Raw genomic sequence first — 19,824 nt, forward strand, 5'->3', positions numbered from 1 at the left:
ATGGCTGTCACGGTAAGACCTTTAAGCGCAGACGATTACGCCCAGTGGCGACCGCTATGGGACGGGTATACCCATTTTTATGATTGTTTTCTTGATGAATCGGTTACCGCATCGACATGGGAGAGGGCGCTCTCAGCGCATTCACCGATGTTCTGCCGCGTAGTAGAGAAAGACGAAAAGATCATTGGTTTCGCGATGTGCATTCTCCACGAAGGCACCTGGTCAACGGCCCCCGTTTGCTACCTGGAAGATCTGTTTGTCGATGCCACCGAACGCGGTGCGGGGGCCGGGAAGGCGCTCATTGATGCCCTGATAGCCGAAGGCAAGCGCGAAGGTTGGTCGAAACTGTATTGGGTGACCCGGGAGAACAACCCGGCGCGTAAACTCTATGACAAATACGGTGAAGCTGACGATTACGTACGCTACCGCCTCTCGCTGTAAGCCTGAATCACCTGTGTTTGTATCACACTGTATCTGCGTACCGGATACATACACAGGATTGCAATAAACCCCCTTTCGCACATATCCGCTATACAAACGCGTGTTGTTATATCCCCGTCAACTGTTCTTAACCGGAGATACCAACATGTTCAGCAAACTCGCGTATTCAACCCTGGCGTTAACCGTTTCTCTTGGCACCGTCATGTCCTGTCAGGCCGAAGTCACCGGCAAAGATGTTGCCGCAGCCTTCGATCACCCTCAGCAAATTAACGCTGGCGATCTGAATATCGGCTATGTCGATATCGGACCAAAAGAGGGACAGCCGGTGATTCTGTTACATGGCTGGCCCTACGATATTCACAGCTATGCCGAAGTCGCACCCGCGCTGGCGGCAAAAGGCTACCGGGTCATTGTGCCTTCGCTGCGCGGCTACGGCACCACGCGCTTCCTGTCAGCAAGCACGCCGCGTAACGGCCAGCCTTCAGCCATGGCGAAAGATATCGTTAACCTGATGGATGCCCTCAACATTAAGCAGGCTGTTTTTGCGGGATATGACTGGGGCGCCCGTACGGCGGACATTGTCGCGGCGCTGTGGCCTGAACGCGTCAAATCCCTTGTTTCGGTAAGTGGCTATCTCATCAGCAGCCAGCAGATTGGTAAACAGCCGCTGCCGCCAAAAGCAGAGCAGCAGTGGTGGTATCAGTTCTATTTCGCAACAGAACGCGGTGCCGAAGGCTATGCCAAGAATACCCATGACTTCGCCCGTCTGATCTGGTCCCAGGCCTCACCAGACTGGAAGTTTTCCGATGCGACCTTTAACGCCAGCGCAAAATCCCTGGATAACCCCGATCACGTCGCGGTTACGCTCAGCAACTATCGCTGGCGTTTAGGGCTTGAAAAAGGCGAGCGTAAATACGACAGCTATGAGCAGAAGCTGGCGACATTGCCAAATATCACCGTTCCGACAATCACCATCGAAGGCGGTAACAACGGGGCGCCACATCCTGCGCCGCAAGCCTATGCCGGTAAATTCACCGGTAAATATGAACACCGCACCTTTGGGGCCACCGTGGGGCACAACCCGCCGCAGGAAGATCCGCAGGATTTCGTCAAGGCGGTTATCGACGCGGATAAGCTGTGATATGTGCTATTTTCAATACGTTACCCCTCAGTCAGGAGATCCCGGTGGAGCATATTGATCATATCCTTGTCGTCGATGACGACAGGGATATTCGTGAATTGATTGTCGACTATCTCGTCAAGTCGGGCTATCGCGCGTCTGGCGCGGCGAACGGCAAAGAGATGCGGGCCGTGCTAGATAAACAGCATGTCGATCTGGTGGTGCTGGACGTGATGATGCCAGGCGATGACGGATTAACGCTCTGCCGGGGACTGCGCAGCGGTAAACAGAAAGATCTGCCGATCCTGATGCTGACCGCGCGCAACGAAGAGACAGACCGGATCCTGGGGCTGGAAATGGGGGCCGATGACTATGTCGTGAAGCCCTTTGTTGCGCGCGAACTGCTGGCGCGTATCAAAGCCATTTTGCGCCGTTTTCGTACCATGCCACCCAATCTGCAGGTGACCGAGGCCGGGCGCCTGGTGATGTTCGGCGACTGGCAACTGGACACCGTTGCTCGTCACCTGATCGACAGCGAGGGGATGATTGTGGCACTCAGCGGGGCGGAATACCGTCTTCTGCGCGTGTTCCTTGACCATCCTCAGCGTGTGCTGAGCCGCGATCAGTTGCTTAACCTGACCCAGGGGCGAGAGGCTGAACTCTTTGAGCGCTCGATTGATCTTCTGGTCAGCCGGGTTCGTCAGCGACTGAATGAAGATGCCCGCACGCCGGCCTACATCAAGACCGTTCGCAGCGAAGGGTACGTTTTTACCATGCCGGTGATCATCAAAGAGGCCAATGAATGAGGCTCTGGCCACGCTCGTTACTGACGCGACTGCTGATCATCGTGATGCTGGGGCTCCTGCTGGCCAACGCGCTCAGCCTCACGCTGGTCATGCTTGAGCGAATGCGCAGCGCCCGCACGGTGATGCTCGGCAACCTGGAATATGACGTTTCCACCAGTGTGGCTATCCTCGACCGGCTTCCCGCAAGGGAGCGTCCAGCCTGGCTGGAACGACTGGCGCGGGGGAACTATCGTTACATTCTGGGCACCGGTGAACCGGGGCCCGCACCGCATGACAAACGCTCGCAGGATGCCATCCGCACCCTGACAGAGGCGCTGTCGGCAACCTGGCCACTGACGTTTACTGCCGTGCCGGGGCCGGTTTCCCATATTCAGGCCCACCTTACGCTGAGCGATGGTTCGCCGCTAACCATTGACCTTATCCCCCGAATGCCTCCGGTCGCCAGCTGGCTGCCTGTAGTGCTTGTGTTGCAGCTACTGCTTCTGGCGTTCTGCTCATGGATTGCCGTGCGTCAGGTTATTCGACCCTTTTCTCAGTTTACCCGGGCGGTGGATTCCCTCGACCCGGCAGCAAGCTCGCCAATGACCGAGGCAGGGCCGGTCGAGGTGCAACGGGCCGCGCACGCCTTTAATGCGATGCAGGCGCGTATCCAGTCTTACCTGCGCGAGCGCGCGCAGATCCTGGCCTCCGTATCGCACGACCTTCAGACCCCGATAACGCGCATGAAGTTGCGCGTCGAAATGGCGGACCAGCCGGAACTGCGGGACAAGTTGCTCAATGACCTGGACAATATGACGCGCCTGGTGCGGGAAGGAATAGCGTATGCCCGGTCATCAGAATCGCTGGAAGAGACCTCGCTCAAGCTGGAGTTGAATGCCTGGATAAACAGCATCGCCAGTGATTACCAGGACATCGGGAAAAACGTGCAGCTTCAGGCAACCGATGCCCGTCTGCCCGTGGTCACGCGTCCGCAGGCGCTACGCCGGGTGATGACCAATCTGCTGGATAATGCGCTGAAATTTGGCGACTACGCCATCATTACGATTCATTCAGATGCCCATCATGTTACGATCGCTATTCGCGATGGGGGGCCGGGGATACCGGACGCCGAACTGGAGGCGGTATTGCAGCCGTTTTATCGGGTGGAAACCTCACGAAACCGCGACACCGGGGGCACCGGATTAGGGCTGGCAATCGCCGCCCAGTTGACTGCGCAGTTAGGCGGGAAATTGCATCTGGCGAACCACGCCGAGGGTGGGCTGGACGTTTCGATTACGCTGCCGCGCGGGTAATTGTACGGTTTTGTATCGGTCAGCCTTCATGATACGCGCACAGACAATTCGCGCTGATTTGCACACATCCTGAACATACCAACACGGTGAAATAACCTCACTGCAGCTTCGCAGGGCATCTGTAATGTGAGGTCACTATGTTTCTGATAATCGCTTTTCTGGGCGGGATGATAAGCCTGCTCAGCCCATGCACACTCCCGGTTATTCCACTGCTGTTTGCCGGGTTCCAGGGGCAACGACGGCATATTCTGGCGTTGCTCGCGGGGATGATTGTAATGTTCACCCTCGTGGCACTGGTGGCTACCGCAGCCAGCAACTGGATCGCCCAGGCGACGATAGCAGGGCGCTGGGTCGCACTGGTTGTACTGGCAATAGCCGCGCTGGCACTCATTTTCCCGACATTCGCCCAGCGTATTGCCGGACCGGCCGTCAGCGCAGGTAATCTCCTCAACACACGCAGCGGGCAGACGCGCGGTACTCTCTCCGCGTTTCTGGCCGGGCTGGCCGTTGGGTTGCTCTGGTCGCCGTGCGCCGGACCGATTCTGGGTGCCATCTTCAGCCTGAATATTGCCGGTCACTCCGCCATTGCCACGGGGGCACTGCTGGCCGCTTACGGCAGCGGATGCGCGCTGATGCTGGGGCTGCTGGTTATCGGTGGTCGCGCGCTGATGGCACCCCTGCGTGCCAGATCGGCATTGATGGAAAGGTTACGCAAGGGGGCGGGCGTGGTGATGTTAGCGACCGTTGCGTTTAACGCCACCGGGATGACGTCCGTTCTGAAAGGCGCTAACGGGGTCGCAGACCGTCTGGAAAATTCGCTCCTGACGCTGGCGAAACCCGCAACGGCACCGGTGAAGCTTCAGCCAGTGGTGATGACCGAACCCAGCAGCCAGTTACCCTCCTTAAGCGGCGGAACAGGATGGGTAAATGGTGACCCTGTCACGTCTGACTCTCTGCGGGGGAAGGTAGTATTGATTGATTTCTGGACGTGGGACTGCATCAACTGTCAGCATACGCTCCCGCACGTTCGCAACTGGGCCAAAAAGTACCAGGCGCAGGGTCTGGTGGTAATAGGTGTGCATACGCCGGAATACCCGTGGGAAAAACCGCTCGCCTCGGTACAAAAAGCGGTGACGAAATGGCAGCTCCCGTATCGGGTGGTCACGGATAATAACTATAAGATCTGGAACGCCTTCGGGAATCAGTACTGGCCCGCACACTACTATTTCGATGCCAAAGGACAGCTGCGCTACACCTCCTTTGGCGAAGGCAATTATGACCAGCAGGAAAAAGTCATTCAGCAGTTGCTGAAAGAGGCCCGCTCCTGAGCCGACTTATGGCTGACGTTGCGCAACGATAAACAAGCGTGGAAATGCCAGCAGTATCTGCCCGTTTTCCTGAAGCGGATACTGCTCTTCCAGCAGTTCATGGTAGCGTTGCAGGAACTGCTTCTGCTCGCTTTCGTTCAACTCCTGTAACCACGGACGCAGCCCCGTGGCGCTGACCCAGTCAATAATCGCCTGATGCGATCCCATTTTATGAAAGTAGGTCGTGCGCCAGATATCCACGTCGCAGCCTGCCTCCGTCAGAATATCGTAATACGCATGGACACCGGGCAGAGGTTCACGACCACGATCCGGATAACCTTGTTCAACAGCCACTTCACGCATCGAAACGTGTGTCGGTTCAAGCCAGTTATCGGGCATCTGGATCGCCAGCACGCCGTTTAGCTTCAGCAGCGAAACCAGATGCGGCAGGAGATCGTAATGGTCAGGGATCCACTGTAGCGAGGCATTCGCATAAATCAGGTCCAGCGGTTGGCCTGGCTTGTACTGGCGAATATCGGCCTCAACAAAGTGGCAATCGGGCAACGCCTGGCGCGCCTCTTCGAGCATCGCCGGTGAGTTATCAACACCGGTGATGTGGGCGGAAGGCCAGCGATGCTTCAACAGCGCGGTGCTGTTTCCCGGTCCGCAGCCTAAATCAACGATGGTGGACACCTCATCCAGTGGAATTCTGGCGAGCAGTTCAGCAGCAGGGCGCGTGCGTTCGGCACCGTATTGCAGATAAAGCGAAGGGTTCCAGTCGGCCATTTTTGCCTCTCCGTGTTGAATTCATCAGCAAGAATAGCACAGGCAGAGACCCGCACTGGGGCAGGTCTCGACCGACGCAGTGACTACAGAACGCCTTTCAGCGCGATATGGTAAAGCAGCATAATCGTTTTGCCGTCGACAATCCTGCCGGTATCAATACCGCGCAAGGCCTCATCCAGCGGCATTTCCAGCACGTCGATATCTTCTCCCTCTGACTTGATGCCGCCGCCTGCGCTGGCCCGATCCTGCGGGTGATACTCTGCGATATAAAAATAGAGTTTTTCCGTGACGGAGCCTGGGCTCATGTAGGCTTCAAAGACTTTCTCAACACGGGAGACACGATATCCGGTCTCTTCTTCCGCTTCCGCCTTGATGCGGCTTTCGGGATCCATGTTATCCAGCAGCCCGGCAGCGGCCTCGATAAGGTCGTCCTCATGGCCATTGATAAAGACCGGAAAACGGAACTGGCGCGTCAGGATCACCGTTCTTTTATCACGGTTATAGAGCAGTATCGTGGCCCCGTTTCCCCTGTCATACACTTCGCGGCTTTGCCGCTGCCATTCGCCGTCGCGTCGCTGCAGCTCAAAGGTGTACTTTTTCAGGATGTACCAGTTATCCGACAGGGTTTCATTTTCAATGATGCGCACATCTGCACGTTTCGATTGCACGTTTGCTGCTCCTTACGTAGAGTGATCGTCATAAACAGCATTATCATGCACATTCAAGATAAAACGTGCAACATCAGGAATCCACAATGCTCACCAGTCAGCGAAAACAATTAATCCTCGAGAAGCTTGCCGCTGAAGGCCAGGTCCAGTCTAAAGCGCTCAGTGCACATTTCGCGGTGTCAGAAGACACCATTCGTCGTGATCTCCGCGAACTGGCGGCGGAAGGGCGTTTGCAGCGTGTCCATGGCGGTGCGCTGCCGGCCTCGTCGGCTACTGTGCCATTTGCCGAGCGTAAATCGGTAAAGATGGACGCGAAAAAAAATGTGGCCCGTAAAGGCGCAAAGCTCATTTCCCCGGGCCAGGTGGTGATCGTCGACGGCGGCACCACCACATCGGAACTGATCGCGTATTTACCGGCGGATTTACGCATTACCGTGGTCACACACAGCCCGAGCATCGCCCTTGGGCTCGTCGAGCATCCTTCGATTGAAGTGATCCTGATCGGAGGACGTCTGTACAAACACTCCATCGTGACGGTAGGCGCAGCGGCCATTGAAGGCATCGACAATATCCATGCGGATCTGTTCTTCATGGGGGTTACCGGCATCCATCCTGAAGCGGGGCTTACCACCGGGGATTTCGAAGAGGCGTGCATCAAACGTGCATTTTCCGGCAGGGCCGCCGAGACAGTGGTCCTGGCATCGCCAGAAAAAATTAACACCGCGTCATCGTTTGTGATTGGCGAGCTATCGCTGGCCAATACGATTGTCGTGGAAGACGATACCGATCGCGCCTGGATTAGCGCGGTAAAGGAGAAGGGCGTCTCCGTGGTGACGACCTCAGATCCAGAATAACCCTTGAACCTGCCTGTGATCAGCAGGCAGGTTCAGGCGCGTCCTCAGGCCTGAGGGATGCTTTCTAATGAGGTGTAAACGTTCAGCCCGAGCTTACGGGCAACCTCGATATCCATATCAGCTCCCTTAGACGCACCGGCAATACGATAAATCGCGTCGCATTTCCCAATAAGCCGGTGTGCAACGGGATAGAGCATCGCTTCACTGATTTCATCCCCAATGGACGTTGAACCAGCGGCCTTTGCCAGCGGTAGCGCAAGCCATTCACCAATCACCGGAACGTGGCCACGCTGGTATACGGCTAACGCTGCGTTTTCCAGACGGGCAAGGTTTTCATCCATTTTGGCCTGGTCGCCATCAGTCCCGCTGCGCCAGGGGCCCGCTATTAAAATCAACTGTTGTGTCATACATACCTCGTTGCGTGATGGTGCATGAATTTGCACGTTAATAATTGAAGTATCGGCTTTCAGCTCTGAAACGTATCTTAATAGGCACCATCGTGCAAACACAAGCAGTATCATGCATAATGGTGATGTTGCATAAGCGCGACGCTGGTCTATGCTCAACATGCAGAGACTCGCCATTCTCTGGGGCAATTGAAAAATAACAATAAGTTGCGTTTCAGGGGGTGGAAATGAATAAGGTCCTGCTCGCATTATTATCCTGCGTGCTCTCGGTCATCTCATTTACTGGCGTCGCAGCCGAGCCACGCCAGGAGCCTACTGAGCAGGAGCGGGCCCGAACCGTTTATATTTTTCATCAACCGATTGTGATGTTGCAGGCCAAATTTGGTCTCACGACGCCTGAAGAACGCGTGTTACGTATTCGCCATACCCTGCGCAATTTCACGCAGCAGGACGTACGTGAGCCGCTGAAAATTGTTCCCGTCACCCGTTACAACCAGCAGGGAAGGCTGATTGTCATGAACAATAAGCCTGTTTTATTGCTTACGCAGGCGGACCTGGATGAGGGGGACGATTTGACTCTCGACCAGGCCGCTCAGCGCGTGCTGGCGCGGATGGAGGCGCAACGTACGGCGCTTCGCGATCAATATGACACCGGCTGGCTGGCGCTCTCCGCCGGGAAAACGGTCGTCGGGCTGCTTGTTCTGTCTCTTTTCTGGTACGGGGCGTGGCGGTCGTGGCGCTGGGTTCGCAATGTCTGCCGTCGCCGCATTCTTGAAAACCGCAGCGTTATCCCGCAGAGCTGGCGTAAGTTTGTCGGCGCAATTGAGGCTCGTTTGTATGCTTTGCTGATGATTTTACTGGGCATTCTCGGATTGTATCTCTGGCTGAGTTGGGCGTTCAGCTTGTTCCCCTGGACACGCGTCTGGGGTGCATCGTTAGGCGACTGGACCATGCGCGTTCTGCGGGATATTGCGCTGTCGATTGTCTCAGCCATGCCGGGAATAATGATTGTCCTGATCATCTTTGTGATTACCGCCTTTATTCTGAAGCTCCTGAAGGTGTTGTTAAATCAGGTGGAAGCAGGGCGCCTGCAGCTGCCGGGCATTCATCCTGAAACCGTGGGAGCTACGCGTAAACTGATTTCTGTCGTGGTGTGGTTATTTGCCCTCTCTGCGGCCTATCCGTTTTTACCGGGAGCGAATTCGCTGGCGTTTAAAGGCATTAGCGTCTTCTTTGGCCTGATGCTTACCCTGGGTTCGGCAGGCGTGATGAACCATGCGATGAGCGGACTGGTACTGATCTACTCACGAGCGTTGAGGAAAGGAGACGTTATACGGGTGGCGGATAACGAAGGGCTGGTCACGGAGATAGGCATGCTGGCGACCAAGATCATCACCCGCGAGAACTATGTTGTGACCGTACCCAATGCGGTGGTGGTGAGCGGAAAAATCACCAATCTGAGCGTACAGAATCCTGACGGTGGCGTGAACCTGACGATTGGCTATGACACGCCGTGGCGACAGGTTCATGCCATGCTGGAGATGGCGGCGAGACGGTCGAAATGTGTTGACCCTTCGCAGCAGCCCCTGGTGCGTCAGCTGGGGCTGATGGACTGGTACATTGCCTATGAGCTGCAGGTAAAATTGCAGCCCGGACAGTCACTTGCCGAAGCCCGCAATGAGCTCCACAGTAACATTCAGGACGTTTTCAACGAGTTCAACGTGCAGATCATGTCGCCAAACTTCGTGATGCAGCCGGAAGGTGCGGTCGTCGTCGCGGAAGAAAACTGGTTCGCAGCACCGGCAGAGAAACCCGCACAAAAGCCATCATGAATCAGTCCGGTGCATGACAGACAGCCTCGATATTATGGCCGTCAGGCGGCGAACATCATCCTTTTGTGCAATCCTGTCCAATGCCGAAACGGACAAATGGCATATTCAAAACGTCAGGGTTCGAACTGCTGAAATACACCATTCCCGTACGGTTATCCATCGGCTTGTATTTTTTCAGCATCTCCAGTTCGATACCGGTACTCATAAATGATTTGCCGTTTTTATCAAACAGGAAGAAACACATTTTATTGTCTTTGCCCGGCTCAATACTTTTATCAGACGCGTTATTCAGTGTCACCTTGTAGCTGACCATGTACTGCGCTTCGCCAGTTGTGCTATCCCATTGACTTCCTTGGGATTGTTTTTCAGCAAAAAGAGTAATACCGCCCTGAGACGCTTTCTGAGCTGCCAGGGCAGTTCCGGCTGCAAAAACCGCTAAAGTAAGACATACTGCTTTAATTAAGTTACAACGCATTTTTCCTTCCTCCTGTTAAAATACAGAGCCGCTAAATGGCGGACCGTTTCCGCCCAACAAATGTCCAACGCAGGTAGTCATAAAGCCAGTTAAAGAGCATCGTGTATGGCAGAAAAAACAGTACCAGACCGATCTCGACAAAAAATGCCTCAGTGACTGTTAAATTCAGCATTACCATCGCGACAGGAATTAATGTAATGATAAGTCCTGTTTCAAAGCAGACAGCATGGATTGCACGGACGAAAAATGTTCGTTGAAACGCATATTTTTTCTGCAAGGCGTCAAAGAATTTATTAAACACAAAATTCCATGCCGTCGCGGCAAGTGCAGATATCACGGACAACGAACCCGACTGAAGCACCGACACGTTCATCAGCCACGCAAGTGACAGCGCAATGATGACGTTGGCCGTCACTTCGAAAAGAAGAGCATGCAAAACGCGTTCTTTAAAACTTTTATCCAGTTCAATTTCCATTTACTTAGTACGGCTTTTTAAAAAAACTGAAGTATATCAGACGTGCTTCAACTTTCTTTAAACGTGAAGGTTAGAATCACTATCAGGCCCCGGTTATTCGGGGCCTTGCTCTATGTTCTGAGGAAAAGATGTAAAATCAACCCGATTACCGCACATGCGGCAATTACATGTGTGACTCTATAATGATATGCCTCCCGGTAGTTTAAACGGACCAGTGAAGCTTACCATAGCGCGGACATCTGAATTGAGCCACAGGCGGACATTACTATTGAGCCATTACAACCTTAGTGCGCATAATGTATATTATGTTAAATCATATTGATTGTTAACTTACTTCATGAACTTAGATGGTTCACATAAAATCATAGGGTTAAGTCCCCCTTTAAACATGCGCTCTGCCGTTTTATTAGCTATCTGATCACTACTTACGTTTCTCATCGTTATATGGATGGCACCCCAAAAGAGCTTTCTCGTTATGTTTCACAATTATCCAAGCGTTTGTCGACCGATCGTGCTGATTTTCGTTCCAGCAAGCAAAAGCATTCACACAGACTTTTTAATAGCCTTACATCAGACATGGTCAGGAAATTTTATGAGATTATTAGGCCAGAATCATCTTCCAAGCCAAATCCTATTAATCCCTTCCCCTCTGGAGAAATTCAATTCAGATCAACCCCCGCGTCGGAGCATAAAATTGTCCATTGCGTTGCGTTATCAGGCCGCTCACCGCCAGGATCATGCAGATCAGTTTAAAGACTTTGTCCTCCGGTCAGCGGCATAAAATCGGCTGTAGCTATTCCCCCCTTATCAGACCTGCGTGGGCAAATGCTTCATCGAGGCTACGACGAACATTTGCAGGTATAAGGGGTAAACGCATCTCGATTTTTATCAGGTCATTCGCATTATAACCAAAAGTACAGCTTGAAAGATAAACCAGCAGCTCTGCTGTTTCAGTTGGGAATCTTGTTACCAGCTCACTGGTGCGCAAGTCATAAAAAACATGACTGTGCCCTATTCGGATTTTGGGGCTGCGAATAGCCAAAGCCACGGCCTCCGGAAATTCGTCTCCAAGGTGTGGATGCAATTGTCCTAGAAACCGATCCAATGGTTCGCAGGGAACGTATCCACTACCCTGAGCAATATCACTGGTCAATTTCCAAAAACTGGAAAGATTCGACGGCGGCCCCATTGAAACACCGGCACCAGCGAAGACAACAATCTGACCATCACGAAGGGCGTCAATAATACGATCGTCAAAATTGATGGTACCTAGCTTTGTCATATATGAAAGTTTCTCCAAAATAGGTGCTGCACCACGAATCGACATTAGGTGACGATTGTTATATGACAAGGTACCAACGAATGTCACTAACTTAGTTGAGCTTTTAGGACGTCAATCCCGGCCTGGGTGGCAGCGATTTCCTTAGTCAGCAATTCGTCTATACGTTGCCCTTTTAGTTTTTTATTTGTGCCGAACAAATCTAGTTTATCCAGAGAAAGCATGAGAATGGACGTGATAACGGCGGTCAGGACTGATGCCAGCAGGATTGATATCGGACCAGGAAGCCCCAGGCTGCATAGCCATGTTTCAATTCCTATTGCGCTGAATATTGATAAAGAGCCTGCCACGAGTTTCAGTATGGCATCGCCTTTTTCAGCCATTGAGCTTGTTTTGCTGGCAAAAATGGAGACTGACTGAATTAATATTCTCAGCCCCTCTTTTGCCAGTTTCATGATGTTTTTGAATGCACCAACAAAACAATTAACGATGCCTTCGGCAAGCAGTGAAATGAAGTTCTTAATAAAACCGACAGCGACATCTTTAATAAGTGCAACCGCATTTACCAACACGTATTTTTTCATACGGGCCATACGGATCTTAAGAGCTTCGCTGAAATCTTTAGCCCCGACCCCGGCCTCGATACCCTCTGAAAAGCATGAGCGTAGCTCGTAATAGAGCGGCTTGATAGCAAACATGATCAAATCACCCAGCGACTGGTGAGCGGAACCTTTAGCCGCGTCAGTCGAAAGTACCTTTTGTACTCCCCGGTCAGATTTGATATTTTTCGCAACTATTTCATTTGTTTTTTTATTTACCGCTTCTTGCGAGGCATTCATTTTGTAAATTTGATTCTTCCTGGTCTCAATCTGTTCCGGGGTGAGAGGTTTTTTTTTGCCATTTTTATCCTCAACATATCCTTCCTTTACTTCCCGCTCAATTTCTTTGACTGTTTTTGCAAACTTACCTACTGTTTTTCCACGATTATTTGTCCTGGAAGTGACGGCGTAATTCTCATCAATATTTGCAATGTTTTTGATGTCCTCAGGATTAAGCGCTTTATTGCCTTTAAGCTGTTCAAATATTTCTGAACAAGAAATAGCATGGTCAGTTTCTGCGGCCTGACCATCCTGCTCCTTACTTTTGGCATACGTTTTTGTTTTGTAAATGTCTTCACCGCCGTATTCGTCAGAGCCAGTCCAACTATCACCGAAGTAAGCTTCTTTGTGCTTATCCATTTTCTTACCATTACGGAGGTCGACAGTTTCGCCGTTTCGCGTCATTTTTCCTTCGTTATAACTGGCGGTTTTACCGTAAGCAGTGATATTTTCCCGTTCTAAAAGCTGCTCAGTGTAACCGTCAAACATGAAATCAGTTTTGGGGTCAGAGTCATATCCAAAGAACTTACATTCCTGGTACAGCCTAGACGGGGTTATGCCCTGGCGCACACCGATATTGCAGGCCCGCATGGTGCCGTCTATTAAACTCATAAACACCGGCTCAAGAACGGTGTCGATAGCATTGCCTTTCGAAATAAACTCCAGACGCGACAGCACTTCGTCGTTACTGATGGCTCTATTCAAATTTTCCAGGCTGAATTTTTGGCTGTATTGCTTACTCAGATTATTGCTTGCTACAAGTTCAGCATCGATCTCACCAGATAAATGGACTGCTATTGAGTCCGTTGAAGCCAGAGGGGGGAGCTTGGGTAATGAACCCCTCATACGCCGTTTAATACTTCTAACCTGGCGATCGTTTCTTTCGCTCATTTTTTTGTCCTCAGGCCGCAACAAGTGTTTGCCAGGCAGCGATAAAGTCTGAAGCTGCTTTACCTTTAGTCTCATCCATCTCGTACATAGCATCTATGACAGCGCTGAACCTGTCCGTGTAGTATTTGGCCATAAGCTCATTATCTTCAATCATCGCCCAAATGGTGGGCAGATTAGGCGGGCTAACTATATATTCATTCATTTTTGCTCGAACTAACGGTGCGAGCATACCGCTGCCACTCAAGCCTGATACATACTCATCCAGAAAATCAATGTTGCCAGGCGTGTACAGGTCAAAGCTTTTAAGGCAACGAAGCCCCAGCGCAAAACCTATCAGGATAAAAGTATCTCGTTTGCCTTCTCTTGCGGCAATGCTGAATAAATCCTTTAAAGTTTCAGACAGTTGCTGAGAATACTCTGCTTTAGCCCGTTGGGCCTCTTCAGCCACGCCGTTTTTCTTGCCCTTGTTGTAAAGGAGCTTACCCGATACGGCTGCGCCGACGGCGGTTGCCACGCCAGCAATAATTCTGAATAATAATTGCATTTTCAGCCTCTCATTCAAGCGCTATCAAACAAAAAGACCATATATTTAATTGGTTATCTCGCAACCTTTTCTGAAGCAAATCAAGGCCTGTTAAAGCGGTTTCGAGCGCCCTGATGAGGCATCGGCTAAGGTTATGCTGCACACTAGTCTCGTAAGGTTTTCTGAAGCGAAATTTAAAGCACTGCTTGGTTAAGACGGGAAACACGAAGTCGACAGCATCAGTCGTTTTGATCTAAGAACCTCCATACTCCAGCTACCCTCTTTCGCCCAAGCGGCACGGTCGCTACGGCTATTTGTGATTCACAGCCATATGCGTCCAGCAGTTTATGGAGTGTCAGTTTTCCCTTTTAGCTCTGTCCACCGGGCAAACCGCATATAGTTAGTCATGAAAATCATCATTAATCTGCAAACGAACATCGAGTTAAACCAGCGGCGATTCAGGCAATGCATGTGACACAGATTCGCCTAGTTCAGCACCAGTGTTGTTCTGGGGTGAGCATATCACCTCGATTTAGGTGGTTAAATTCACTAAAAATTTGTTTACATCACGTATCTTAAGAGTTCATTCTCATGCGAAGAAAATGACTCTCTTCCTCGTTGAAAGAGAATATTAAGTTTTTTGATATCATGCTCGAGTAAGCCGGTTGCCATTTCAGGTGCAACATATGAGTCACTAATCCTAATAGTTGGAACATCATCAAACATTATTTGACGAAGTTGATCCATAGACTGCGTATTTATCTCTAATGTTTTTTGCAATAATTGTACACTAACCAAGTATTTTTTAGCCAGATGCATGAGTAACCTAGGCTTAGGTTCTGGGTAATTACCGACACCAATATTGACAACACGAACATTATGCCGGTCAATATTATAAGCTTTGATTGCGTCTGCGATAGCATATAAAGTAGGGTTATTAGCGCAGTATCCACCATCAATAAGTTCTATCTCCTCTCCTAAGAAGGTCCGAACGATAGTACGTTCAAAAAATGGATAAGCGGAGCAAGACGCTTTGACTGCATCGGCGATACTAACACCAAATCCCGGAATGAAAGATTTTCTCCGTCCATGAGCCTGCATTATATTTCCTTTGAAAATCATAGGGCGTTCAGTTAACCACTTAGCAGTCACAATTCCTATGCCTGTTTTTACATCTTCAAACATTGCATCACCGAAAACCTCGTGTGCTAACGCCTCTAAAGCGACAGATTTTTCATAAGCGCTCTTTTTTGACATTATAGCGGGGACATATTTTCGATAAAGCTCTAAAATTGAGTCAATATTATAACCCAAAGAAATTAAAGATGCGATTATTGCTCCAGTACTAGTACCAAAAATTAAATCGAATTTTTGATGCAATGGGGTTTCTATCAAAGACTCTATCTCTTTAAGTACGCCAAGAGTATAGAAACCTTTTGCTCCACCGCCGTCCAAAGAAAGTATTCGAAATTTTTGCCCTTCATTATCTTTTCCCGTAAACTTAACCATTTCGACTCCAGCTTAATTTTTAACAACTGCACACGAAAATACACTATAAATTTCACTTTTAGAAATTTAAATATAATTGAGTTATAAGGTGGTTTTGATTTTTCCTTGATGAATATTTTTATGCTGCCATCCTGTGATACTTTAATGGCTACTCCGTTTTTTGATAAATACCCTGCAACTTTTTCACCTGTTCCACTAAGTGGTCCCGCAATATTATTATCATAACTAATCATCGTGGAGAATGAAATTAGGCTGCCATTTTTTGATAAAATAATAGTTCCATCACTTGAAAAAATCCTTGTTATAATTGCCTTGTGATTTACATTTGTTATGGTGATTTCATCCTTTGTAAGAACATTAATATTATTTGTGATATTTGTTATTTCTTTCTCTTTTTCTGGCATCCAAAAATAAGTACTACTAGTTCTTCTTTTGGATAATAAAAAAAGATAATTCAATAAGCTTTCCATCACAGTACGTTCACCTTTCAATAACGAGCAAAGCATGGAATATGTACCATTCTAAATTACGAAATATCCATTTACCTTCCTTATAATTAAAATCTATTCCTTTAGGGGTTGTAATTGAAAATTCAGCACAACCAGTAACTCTGAAAAGAATATCATTACCCTTCATTGTTTTGACTAGGTTGTAATTATCCACAAATCCGTTGTTTCTGACATCGCTAGACTCAAGAGTGAAATAATTTTGTATTAACGTTTTACCGCGATACATCGTTGCAAGGAAAAAAGTCGACTCACCATCTACTAAAAACCAAAGCCGCTTATTCACTGTAGTACTACCTATAATTACCAACTTTGAACGAAGTTCAGATAAAAACCCCCCTCTTTCTTTTAGACTTTTATTCTTTATAAAATCGACATATGATTTCGTTAGAAGTAAACCTGTTGTGAAGGGATTTCCTTCATATTGAAAGGAGGATATTTTATGAAATGATTGCATCAACACTTGCAACGCGCTCTGATTATAATGTCCTTTACCTAAGAAGTGTATAATAGTTCTTTCCAGTAATTGATCCCCAAAGAAAAAATAATCCTCAGCTAACTGAAGGCAAGTATTATTGCTTAATTTGCGAGCAATCACTGCTTCCAGTGAATTTAAAAAACTAGGTACGTATGATAAATTCACACCTAGTATTTCTATCGAAAAAATATATTCAACTGTTTTATTTTGTATGAATTTTCCCAAAACAACTGTTTTTTCATCATCAATAATATAAACACCTCTATTTGGCAATAGGCTAACATCAAGACCATATTCATCCTTTAAGTAATTCATCGGCGAAGGGTCGTATCTTATTCTTGCACTAAAAAATGAACTTAATGAATCAACCAGTGTTGGAATAACTCTAAACTCTAATTTTTTATACCCTTTCATTTCTGAGTAGTTTTTCAAAATTAAACTCTCTTTCTTGATTATGTTATCAGGATGAAGTGCTCATACCTTATCTGCTGCCCGTTGATTAATACACCGCAATGTTAGTAATGTATTCATAAGCCACATGAGGACATCCTTAACTGATGGTTGTATCTAATACTGGGGCCTGGTCGGTAATGCCACTTAATCAAAATGTACCAACATGCCACTGGCGCTCGCTTCACCCCTCTCGACCTACATAGATATCAATCTAATAGATAGGACAGATACGCCTCAGGCAAACCCAGCCTTGACAACGCTACCGCCCTCAGAATAATCAATTCTGATAAGTATTGGTGTATATAAATGTCATCTAACTTCATGAATTATTCAAGAAAAAAATCAGACACATCCTAAAATGTGGTGGGCCGGTGACCTGCTCCCCGTTGATTAATACACCCCGATGTTAGTAATGTCTTCATAAGCCACATGAGGACATCCCCATGAAGAAGCGTTTTTCCGACGAACAGATCATCAGTATTCTCCGCGAAGCGGAAGCCGGAGTTTCTGCCCGCGAGCTCTGCCGTAAGCACGCCATTTCAGATGCCACCTTTTACACCTGGCGCAAGAAGTATGGCGGTATGGAGGTGCCCGAGGTTAAGCGGCTTAAATCTCTTGAAGAGGAGAACGCCCGCCTCAAGAAGCTACTTGCCGAAGCCATGCTGGATAAGGAGGCACTTCAGGTGGCTCTGGGGCGAAAGTACTGACGACAGGCCAGAAGCGGGAAGCTGTTGAGTTTATGTGTGATGCGACCGGTCTGTCGCAACGTCGTGCCTGCAGGCTTACAGGTTTGTCTCTGTCGACCTGCCGCTATGAGGCTCAGCGTCCGGCAGCTGATGCGCTTTTATCAGGGCGCATCACTGAGCTGGCACTGGAGCGCAGGCGTTTTGGCTACCGCCGCATCTGGCAGCTGCTGCGTCGGGAGGGCCTTCGCGTCAATCACAAGCGGGTATACCGTATTTACCACCTTAATGGACTGAGCGTAAAACGCAGACGACGCCGTAAAGGGCTGGCAACCGAACGGTTTCCGCTTCTGCGCCCGGATGCGCCGAACCTGACATGGTCGATGGATTTCGTTATGGACGCACTGGCCAACGGCCGGAGGATCAAGTGCCTGACCTGTGTGGATGATTTCACGAAGGAGTGTCTGACGATCACCACTGCTTTCGGTATTTCAGGCGTTCAGGTCACGCGTATTCTGGACAGCATCGCGCTGTTTAGGGGCTATCCGGCGACAATAAGAACCGATCAAGGCCCGGAATTTACCTGCCGCGCGCTCGATCAATGGGCCTTTGAGCATGGTGTGGAACTACGTCTTGTCCAGCCAGGTAAGCCAACGCAGAACGGATTTATTGAGAGTTTTAACGGACGCTTTCGCGATGAGTGTCTGAATGAACACTGGTTCAGTGATATTCTTCATGCCCGGAAAACGATTAATGACTGGCGGCAGGATTATAACGAGTGCCGTCCCCATTCATCGCTGGATTACCAGACACCAGCTGAATTCGCAACGGACTGGCGAAACAGGAAATATGAAGAAAAACCAACCGACATTACTAACTGAAGGTTGTATCTAATCCTGGGGGCAGGTCACCGGGTTATGTGGTTCGGGTTTATCCCGTTTAAGTTAAATACCATTAACTGATAACTTACTTCATGAACCAAGTCGGCTTGTCTGACCTCCCTCTCGTTTCTCGTCTTTCACTGACGATTACGCTCATCTGTGAAAAAAACTCATAACACCATTCGATGGCGCATGCTGGTTCCCTTCATGTCAGTGCAATACCCTGTCACATACAGAATTGCTGGCAATAAAAGAAGGAACACAGAATGAAGTATGTGAATCTGGGTCGTAGCGGTTTGCAAGTCTCCCGTCTTTGTCTCGGTTGTATGAGCTATGGTGAACCTGAACGCTTGCCTCAACCCTGGTCCCTGGATGAAAAGGCGTCACGTCCGCTCATTCGTCAGGCGCTTGAAGCGGGCATTAATTTTTTTTGATACCGCGAATATCTACTCGGGCGGAAGTTCTGAAGAGATTACTGGAAAAGCGCTGAGAGAAATGGCCAGACGCGATGAGATTGTTGTGGCGACAAAGACCTTCTTTCCGTGGCGCAACTCACCCAATACCGGGTTTCTTTCCCGCAAGGCCATTTTTCAGTCTATTGACGATAGCCTGATGCGCTTAGGTATGGATTATGTGGATCTCTTTCAGATTCACCGCTTTGACCACTCCACGCCTGTTGAAGAGACCATGGAGGCTCTGCATGACCTCGTTAAATCAGGAAAACGACCTGGCGGTAAGAATCAGCAAGGCCAATACTGCACAACTGCAACAGTTAAAAGCGGAACTGGCCGAACTGATCGGGACACCCACGGGATGCTATACCATGGGCATTCCAGCTGTTCTCAGTACCCTTGGGGTGATCGTCAGTTTTGGGATACCGCAGCTGTGGTTAGGTTACAAAGTCAGCGCCGCCCTCGGGCTACCTGAAGAAAGCTTATTTATATGGGTGGTTTTGATCGCCCTGCTGTTCTCAGGCATTAATGGCATGACGATGTTTCTGATTGGCAAAGGCCTCATGCGTGCCGTGCAGGTGCATCTTACGCTGGCGGTTATGAGCCTTGTGTTAACGACAGTCTATCTGCTGACTGCGCTAAGCGGTGCGAGTGTTCCGGGCGTCAGTCTCATCGCGGCGCTGATAAGCATCTTTATGCTGCTACTCAGCGGTTACTGCATCCACTCTATTTCTTTCTATAAGATGCTGCTCTTTACCCTGCACAATCGTGCCTGGCGTAAACTTTTGCACCAGACTCGTAAAACGTAAAACCCCGCCATCTCTGGCG

Annotated in this window: 20 protein-coding genes and 1 pseudogene; 10 read left to right on the plus strand and 11 right to left on the minus strand. The window is 49.5% G+C overall.

The window, feature by feature from the left end; all coding sequences use genetic code 11:
• From ACQG19_RS12605 to ACQG19_RS12625, 5 genes are all read left to right on the plus strand, one after another.
• Complete coding sequence (locus ACQG19_RS12605) at positions 1 to 441, plus strand: GNAT family N-acetyltransferase (protein WP_038980697.1); 441 nt, start codon at positions 1 to 3, stop codon at positions 439 to 441.
• A 145-nt stretch (positions 442 to 586) separates the two neighbouring features.
• Positions 587 to 1,582, plus strand: a complete 996-nt coding sequence (locus tag ACQG19_RS12610; protein WP_013096598.1) for an alpha/beta fold hydrolase — start codon at positions 587 to 589, stop codon at positions 1,580 to 1,582.
• Positions 1,583 to 1,626: 44 nt separating this feature from the next.
• Positions 1,627 to 2,367: a response regulator gene (locus ACQG19_RS12615; protein ID WP_246931777.1), complete on the plus strand. Its 741-nt coding sequence runs from the start codon at positions 1,627 to 1,629 to the stop codon at positions 2,365 to 2,367.
• Positions 2,364 to 3,659 (plus strand): sensor histidine kinase, encoded by a 1,296-nt coding sequence (locus ACQG19_RS12620; RefSeq protein WP_114518800.1) that lies wholly within the window; start codon positions 2,364 to 2,366, stop codon positions 3,657 to 3,659. Before ACQG19_RS12615 ends, ACQG19_RS12620 begins: the two co-directional genes overlap by 4 nt.
• Positions 3,660 to 3,796: 137 nt before the next feature.
• Positions 3,797 to 4,987 (plus strand): cytochrome c biogenesis protein/redoxin, encoded by a 1,191-nt coding sequence (locus tag ACQG19_RS12625; protein WP_246931776.1) that lies wholly within the window; start codon positions 3,797 to 3,799, stop codon positions 4,985 to 4,987.
• Between the two features lie 6 nt (positions 4,988 to 4,993).
• Here the strand turns inward: ACQG19_RS12625 and tam are convergent, their stop codons facing one another.
• Together tam and ACQG19_RS12635 are read right to left on the minus strand one after the other, a co-directional pair.
• Complete coding sequence (tam, locus tag ACQG19_RS12630) at positions 4,994 to 5,752, minus strand: trans-aconitate 2-methyltransferase (RefSeq protein WP_062729532.1); 759 nt, start codon at positions 5,750 to 5,752, stop codon at positions 4,994 to 4,996.
• A gap of 83 nt (positions 5,753 to 5,835) precedes the next feature.
• The gene (locus ACQG19_RS12635; RefSeq protein WP_020688643.1) at positions 5,836 to 6,420 is read right to left on the minus strand and encodes an NUDIX domain-containing protein; all 585 of its coding nucleotides are present in this window, start codon (positions 6,418 to 6,420) and stop codon (positions 5,836 to 5,838) included.
• 86 nt (positions 6,421 to 6,506) lie between these two features.
• Here ACQG19_RS12635 and ACQG19_RS12640 point away from each other — a divergent pair, with 86 nt between their 5' ends.
• Positions 6,507 to 7,274, plus strand: a complete 768-nt coding sequence (locus tag ACQG19_RS12640; RefSeq protein WP_246931774.1) for a DeoR/GlpR family DNA-binding transcription regulator — start codon at positions 6,507 to 6,509, stop codon at positions 7,272 to 7,274.
• 44 nt (positions 7,275 to 7,318) lie between these two features.
• Here ACQG19_RS12640 and ACQG19_RS12645 read toward each other — a convergent pair whose 3' ends face one another.
• Positions 7,319 to 7,681: a DUF4406 domain-containing protein gene (locus ACQG19_RS12645; protein ID WP_023619585.1), complete on the minus strand. Its 363-nt coding sequence runs from the start codon at positions 7,679 to 7,681 to the stop codon at positions 7,319 to 7,321.
• A 227-nt stretch (positions 7,682 to 7,908) separates the two neighbouring features.
• Between ACQG19_RS12645 and ACQG19_RS12650 the strand changes: the two genes are divergently transcribed.
• Positions 7,909 to 9,513 carry a mechanosensitive ion channel family protein gene (locus tag ACQG19_RS12650; RefSeq protein WP_246931772.1) on the plus strand — a complete coding sequence of 535 codons (1,605 nt, stop codon included), beginning with the start codon at positions 7,909 to 7,911 and terminating at the stop codon, positions 9,511 to 9,513.
• Between the two features lie 55 nt (positions 9,514 to 9,568).
• On the opposite strand, the gene ACQG19_RS12655 is transcribed toward ACQG19_RS12650, so the two are convergent.
• From ACQG19_RS12655 to ACQG19_RS12690, 8 genes are all read right to left on the minus strand, one after another.
• Positions 9,569 to 9,988: a DUF4354 family protein gene (locus ACQG19_RS12655; protein WP_148790908.1), complete on the minus strand. Its 420-nt coding sequence runs from the start codon at positions 9,986 to 9,988 to the stop codon at positions 9,569 to 9,571.
• 31 nt (positions 9,989 to 10,019) lie between these two features.
• A complete protein-coding gene (locus ACQG19_RS12660) occupies positions 10,020 to 10,463 on the minus strand; it encodes a PACE efflux transporter (protein WP_246931770.1) in 444 nt (147 codons plus the stop codon).
• A gap of 793 nt (positions 10,464 to 11,256) precedes the next feature.
• Entirely contained in the window at positions 11,257 to 11,790 is a 534-nt protein-coding gene (locus tag ACQG19_RS12665) for a hypothetical protein (RefSeq protein WP_246931763.1), read from the minus strand.
• A 41-nt stretch (positions 11,791 to 11,831) separates the two neighbouring features.
• The gene (locus tag ACQG19_RS12670; RefSeq protein ID WP_246931762.1) at positions 11,832 to 13,511 is read right to left on the minus strand and encodes a hypothetical protein; all 1,680 of its coding nucleotides are present in this window, start codon (positions 13,509 to 13,511) and stop codon (positions 11,832 to 11,834) included.
• 10 nt (positions 13,512 to 13,521) lie between these two features.
• A complete protein-coding gene (locus ACQG19_RS12675; protein ID WP_038980719.1) occupies positions 13,522 to 14,055 on the minus strand; it encodes a hypothetical protein in 534 nt (177 codons plus the stop codon).
• 540 nt (positions 14,056 to 14,595) lie between these two features.
• Positions 14,596 to 15,543, minus strand: a complete 948-nt coding sequence (locus ACQG19_RS12680; protein ID WP_246931760.1) for a patatin-like phospholipase family protein — start codon at positions 15,541 to 15,543, stop codon at positions 14,596 to 14,598.
• Positions 15,435 to 16,016: a hypothetical protein gene (locus ACQG19_RS12685; RefSeq protein ID WP_426725918.1), complete on the minus strand. Its 582-nt coding sequence runs from the start codon at positions 16,014 to 16,016 to the stop codon at positions 15,435 to 15,437. The genes ACQG19_RS12680 and ACQG19_RS12685 overlap by 109 nt, the downstream gene beginning before the upstream one ends.
• Positions 16,017 to 16,023: 7 nt before the next feature.
• A complete protein-coding gene (locus tag ACQG19_RS12690; protein WP_426725919.1) occupies positions 16,024 to 16,959 on the minus strand; it encodes a hypothetical protein in 936 nt (311 codons plus the stop codon).
• A 464-nt stretch (positions 16,960 to 17,423) separates the two neighbouring features.
• Here ACQG19_RS12690 and ACQG19_RS12695 point away from each other — a divergent pair.
• From ACQG19_RS12695 to ACQG19_RS12705, 3 genes and pseudogenes are all read left to right on the plus strand, one after another.
• Positions 17,424 to 18,544, plus strand: a protein-coding gene (locus ACQG19_RS12695; RefSeq protein WP_097432954.1) for an IS3 family transposase whose coding sequence is annotated in 2 segments (ribosomal slippage) — positions 17,424 to 17,682 and positions 17,682 to 18,544 — 1,122 coding nt in all. Because the reading frame shifts where the segments join, the coding sequence is not laid out codon by codon here.
• A 266-nt stretch (positions 18,545 to 18,810) separates the two neighbouring features.
• Positions 18,811 to 19,267 (plus strand): annotated as a pseudogene (locus ACQG19_RS12700) (aldo/keto reductase); the annotation flags it as partial.
• Positions 19,245 to 19,805 carry a hypothetical protein gene (locus ACQG19_RS12705; RefSeq protein WP_246931755.1) on the plus strand — a complete coding sequence of 187 codons (561 nt, stop codon included), beginning with the start codon at positions 19,245 to 19,247 and terminating at the stop codon, positions 19,803 to 19,805. The pseudogene ACQG19_RS12700 and the gene ACQG19_RS12705, both read left to right, overlap by 23 nt.
• Positions 19,806 to 19,824 lie beyond the last annotated feature (19 nt).

The organism is Enterobacter cloacae complex sp. 277I4, from assembly GCF_050031465.1.
In the GTDB taxonomy this organism is placed as follows: Bacteria; Pseudomonadota; Gammaproteobacteria; order Enterobacterales; family Enterobacteriaceae; genus Enterobacter; species Enterobacter cloacae.

Excerpts from the sequence above, each read along its gene's own strand:
- ACQG19_RS12605 (WP_038980697.1), top strand. The coding sequence starts at position 1 with ATGGCTGTCACGGTAAGACCTTTAAGCGCAGACGATTACGCCCAGTGG.
- ACQG19_RS12610 (WP_013096598.1), top strand. The coding sequence starts at position 587 with ATGTTCAGCAAACTCGCGTATTCAACCCTGGCGTTAACCGTTTCTCTT.
- ACQG19_RS12620 (WP_114518800.1), top strand. The coding sequence starts at position 2,364 with ATGAGGCTCTGGCCACGCTCGTTACTGACGCGACTGCTGATCATCGTG.
- ACQG19_RS12625 (WP_246931776.1), top strand. The coding sequence starts at position 3,797 with ATGTTTCTGATAATCGCTTTTCTGGGCGGGATGATAAGCCTGCTCAGC.
- tam (WP_062729532.1), bottom strand. The coding sequence starts at position 5,752 with ATGGCCGACTGGAACCCTTCGCTTTATCTGCAATACGGTGCCGAACGC.
- ACQG19_RS12640 (WP_246931774.1), top strand. The coding sequence starts at position 6,507 with ATGCTCACCAGTCAGCGAAAACAATTAATCCTCGAGAAGCTTGCCGCT.
- ACQG19_RS12645 (WP_023619585.1), bottom strand. The coding sequence starts at position 7,681 with ATGACACAACAGTTGATTTTAATAGCGGGCCCCTGGCGCAGCGGGACT.
- ACQG19_RS12650 (WP_246931772.1), top strand. The coding sequence starts at position 7,909 with ATGAATAAGGTCCTGCTCGCATTATTATCCTGCGTGCTCTCGGTCATC.
- ACQG19_RS12655 (WP_148790908.1), bottom strand. The coding sequence starts at position 9,988 with ATGCGTTGTAACTTAATTAAAGCAGTATGTCTTACTTTAGCGGTTTTT.
- ACQG19_RS12660 (WP_246931770.1), bottom strand. The coding sequence starts at position 10,463 with ATGGAAATTGAACTGGATAAAAGTTTTAAAGAACGCGTTTTGCATGCT.
- ACQG19_RS12665 (WP_246931763.1), bottom strand. The coding sequence starts at position 11,790 with ATGTCGATTCGTGGTGCAGCACCTATTTTGGAGAAACTTTCATATATG.
- ACQG19_RS12670 (WP_246931762.1), bottom strand. The coding sequence starts at position 13,511 with ATGAGCGAAAGAAACGATCGCCAGGTTAGAAGTATTAAACGGCGTATG.
- ACQG19_RS12675 (WP_038980719.1), bottom strand. The coding sequence starts at position 14,055 with ATGCAATTATTATTCAGAATTATTGCTGGCGTGGCAACCGCCGTCGGC.
- ACQG19_RS12680 (WP_246931760.1), bottom strand. The coding sequence starts at position 15,543 with ATGGTTAAGTTTACGGGAAAAGATAATGAAGGGCAAAAATTTCGAATA.
- ACQG19_RS12705 (WP_246931755.1), top strand. The coding sequence starts at position 19,245 with ATGACCTCGTTAAATCAGGAAAACGACCTGGCGGTAAGAATCAGCAAG.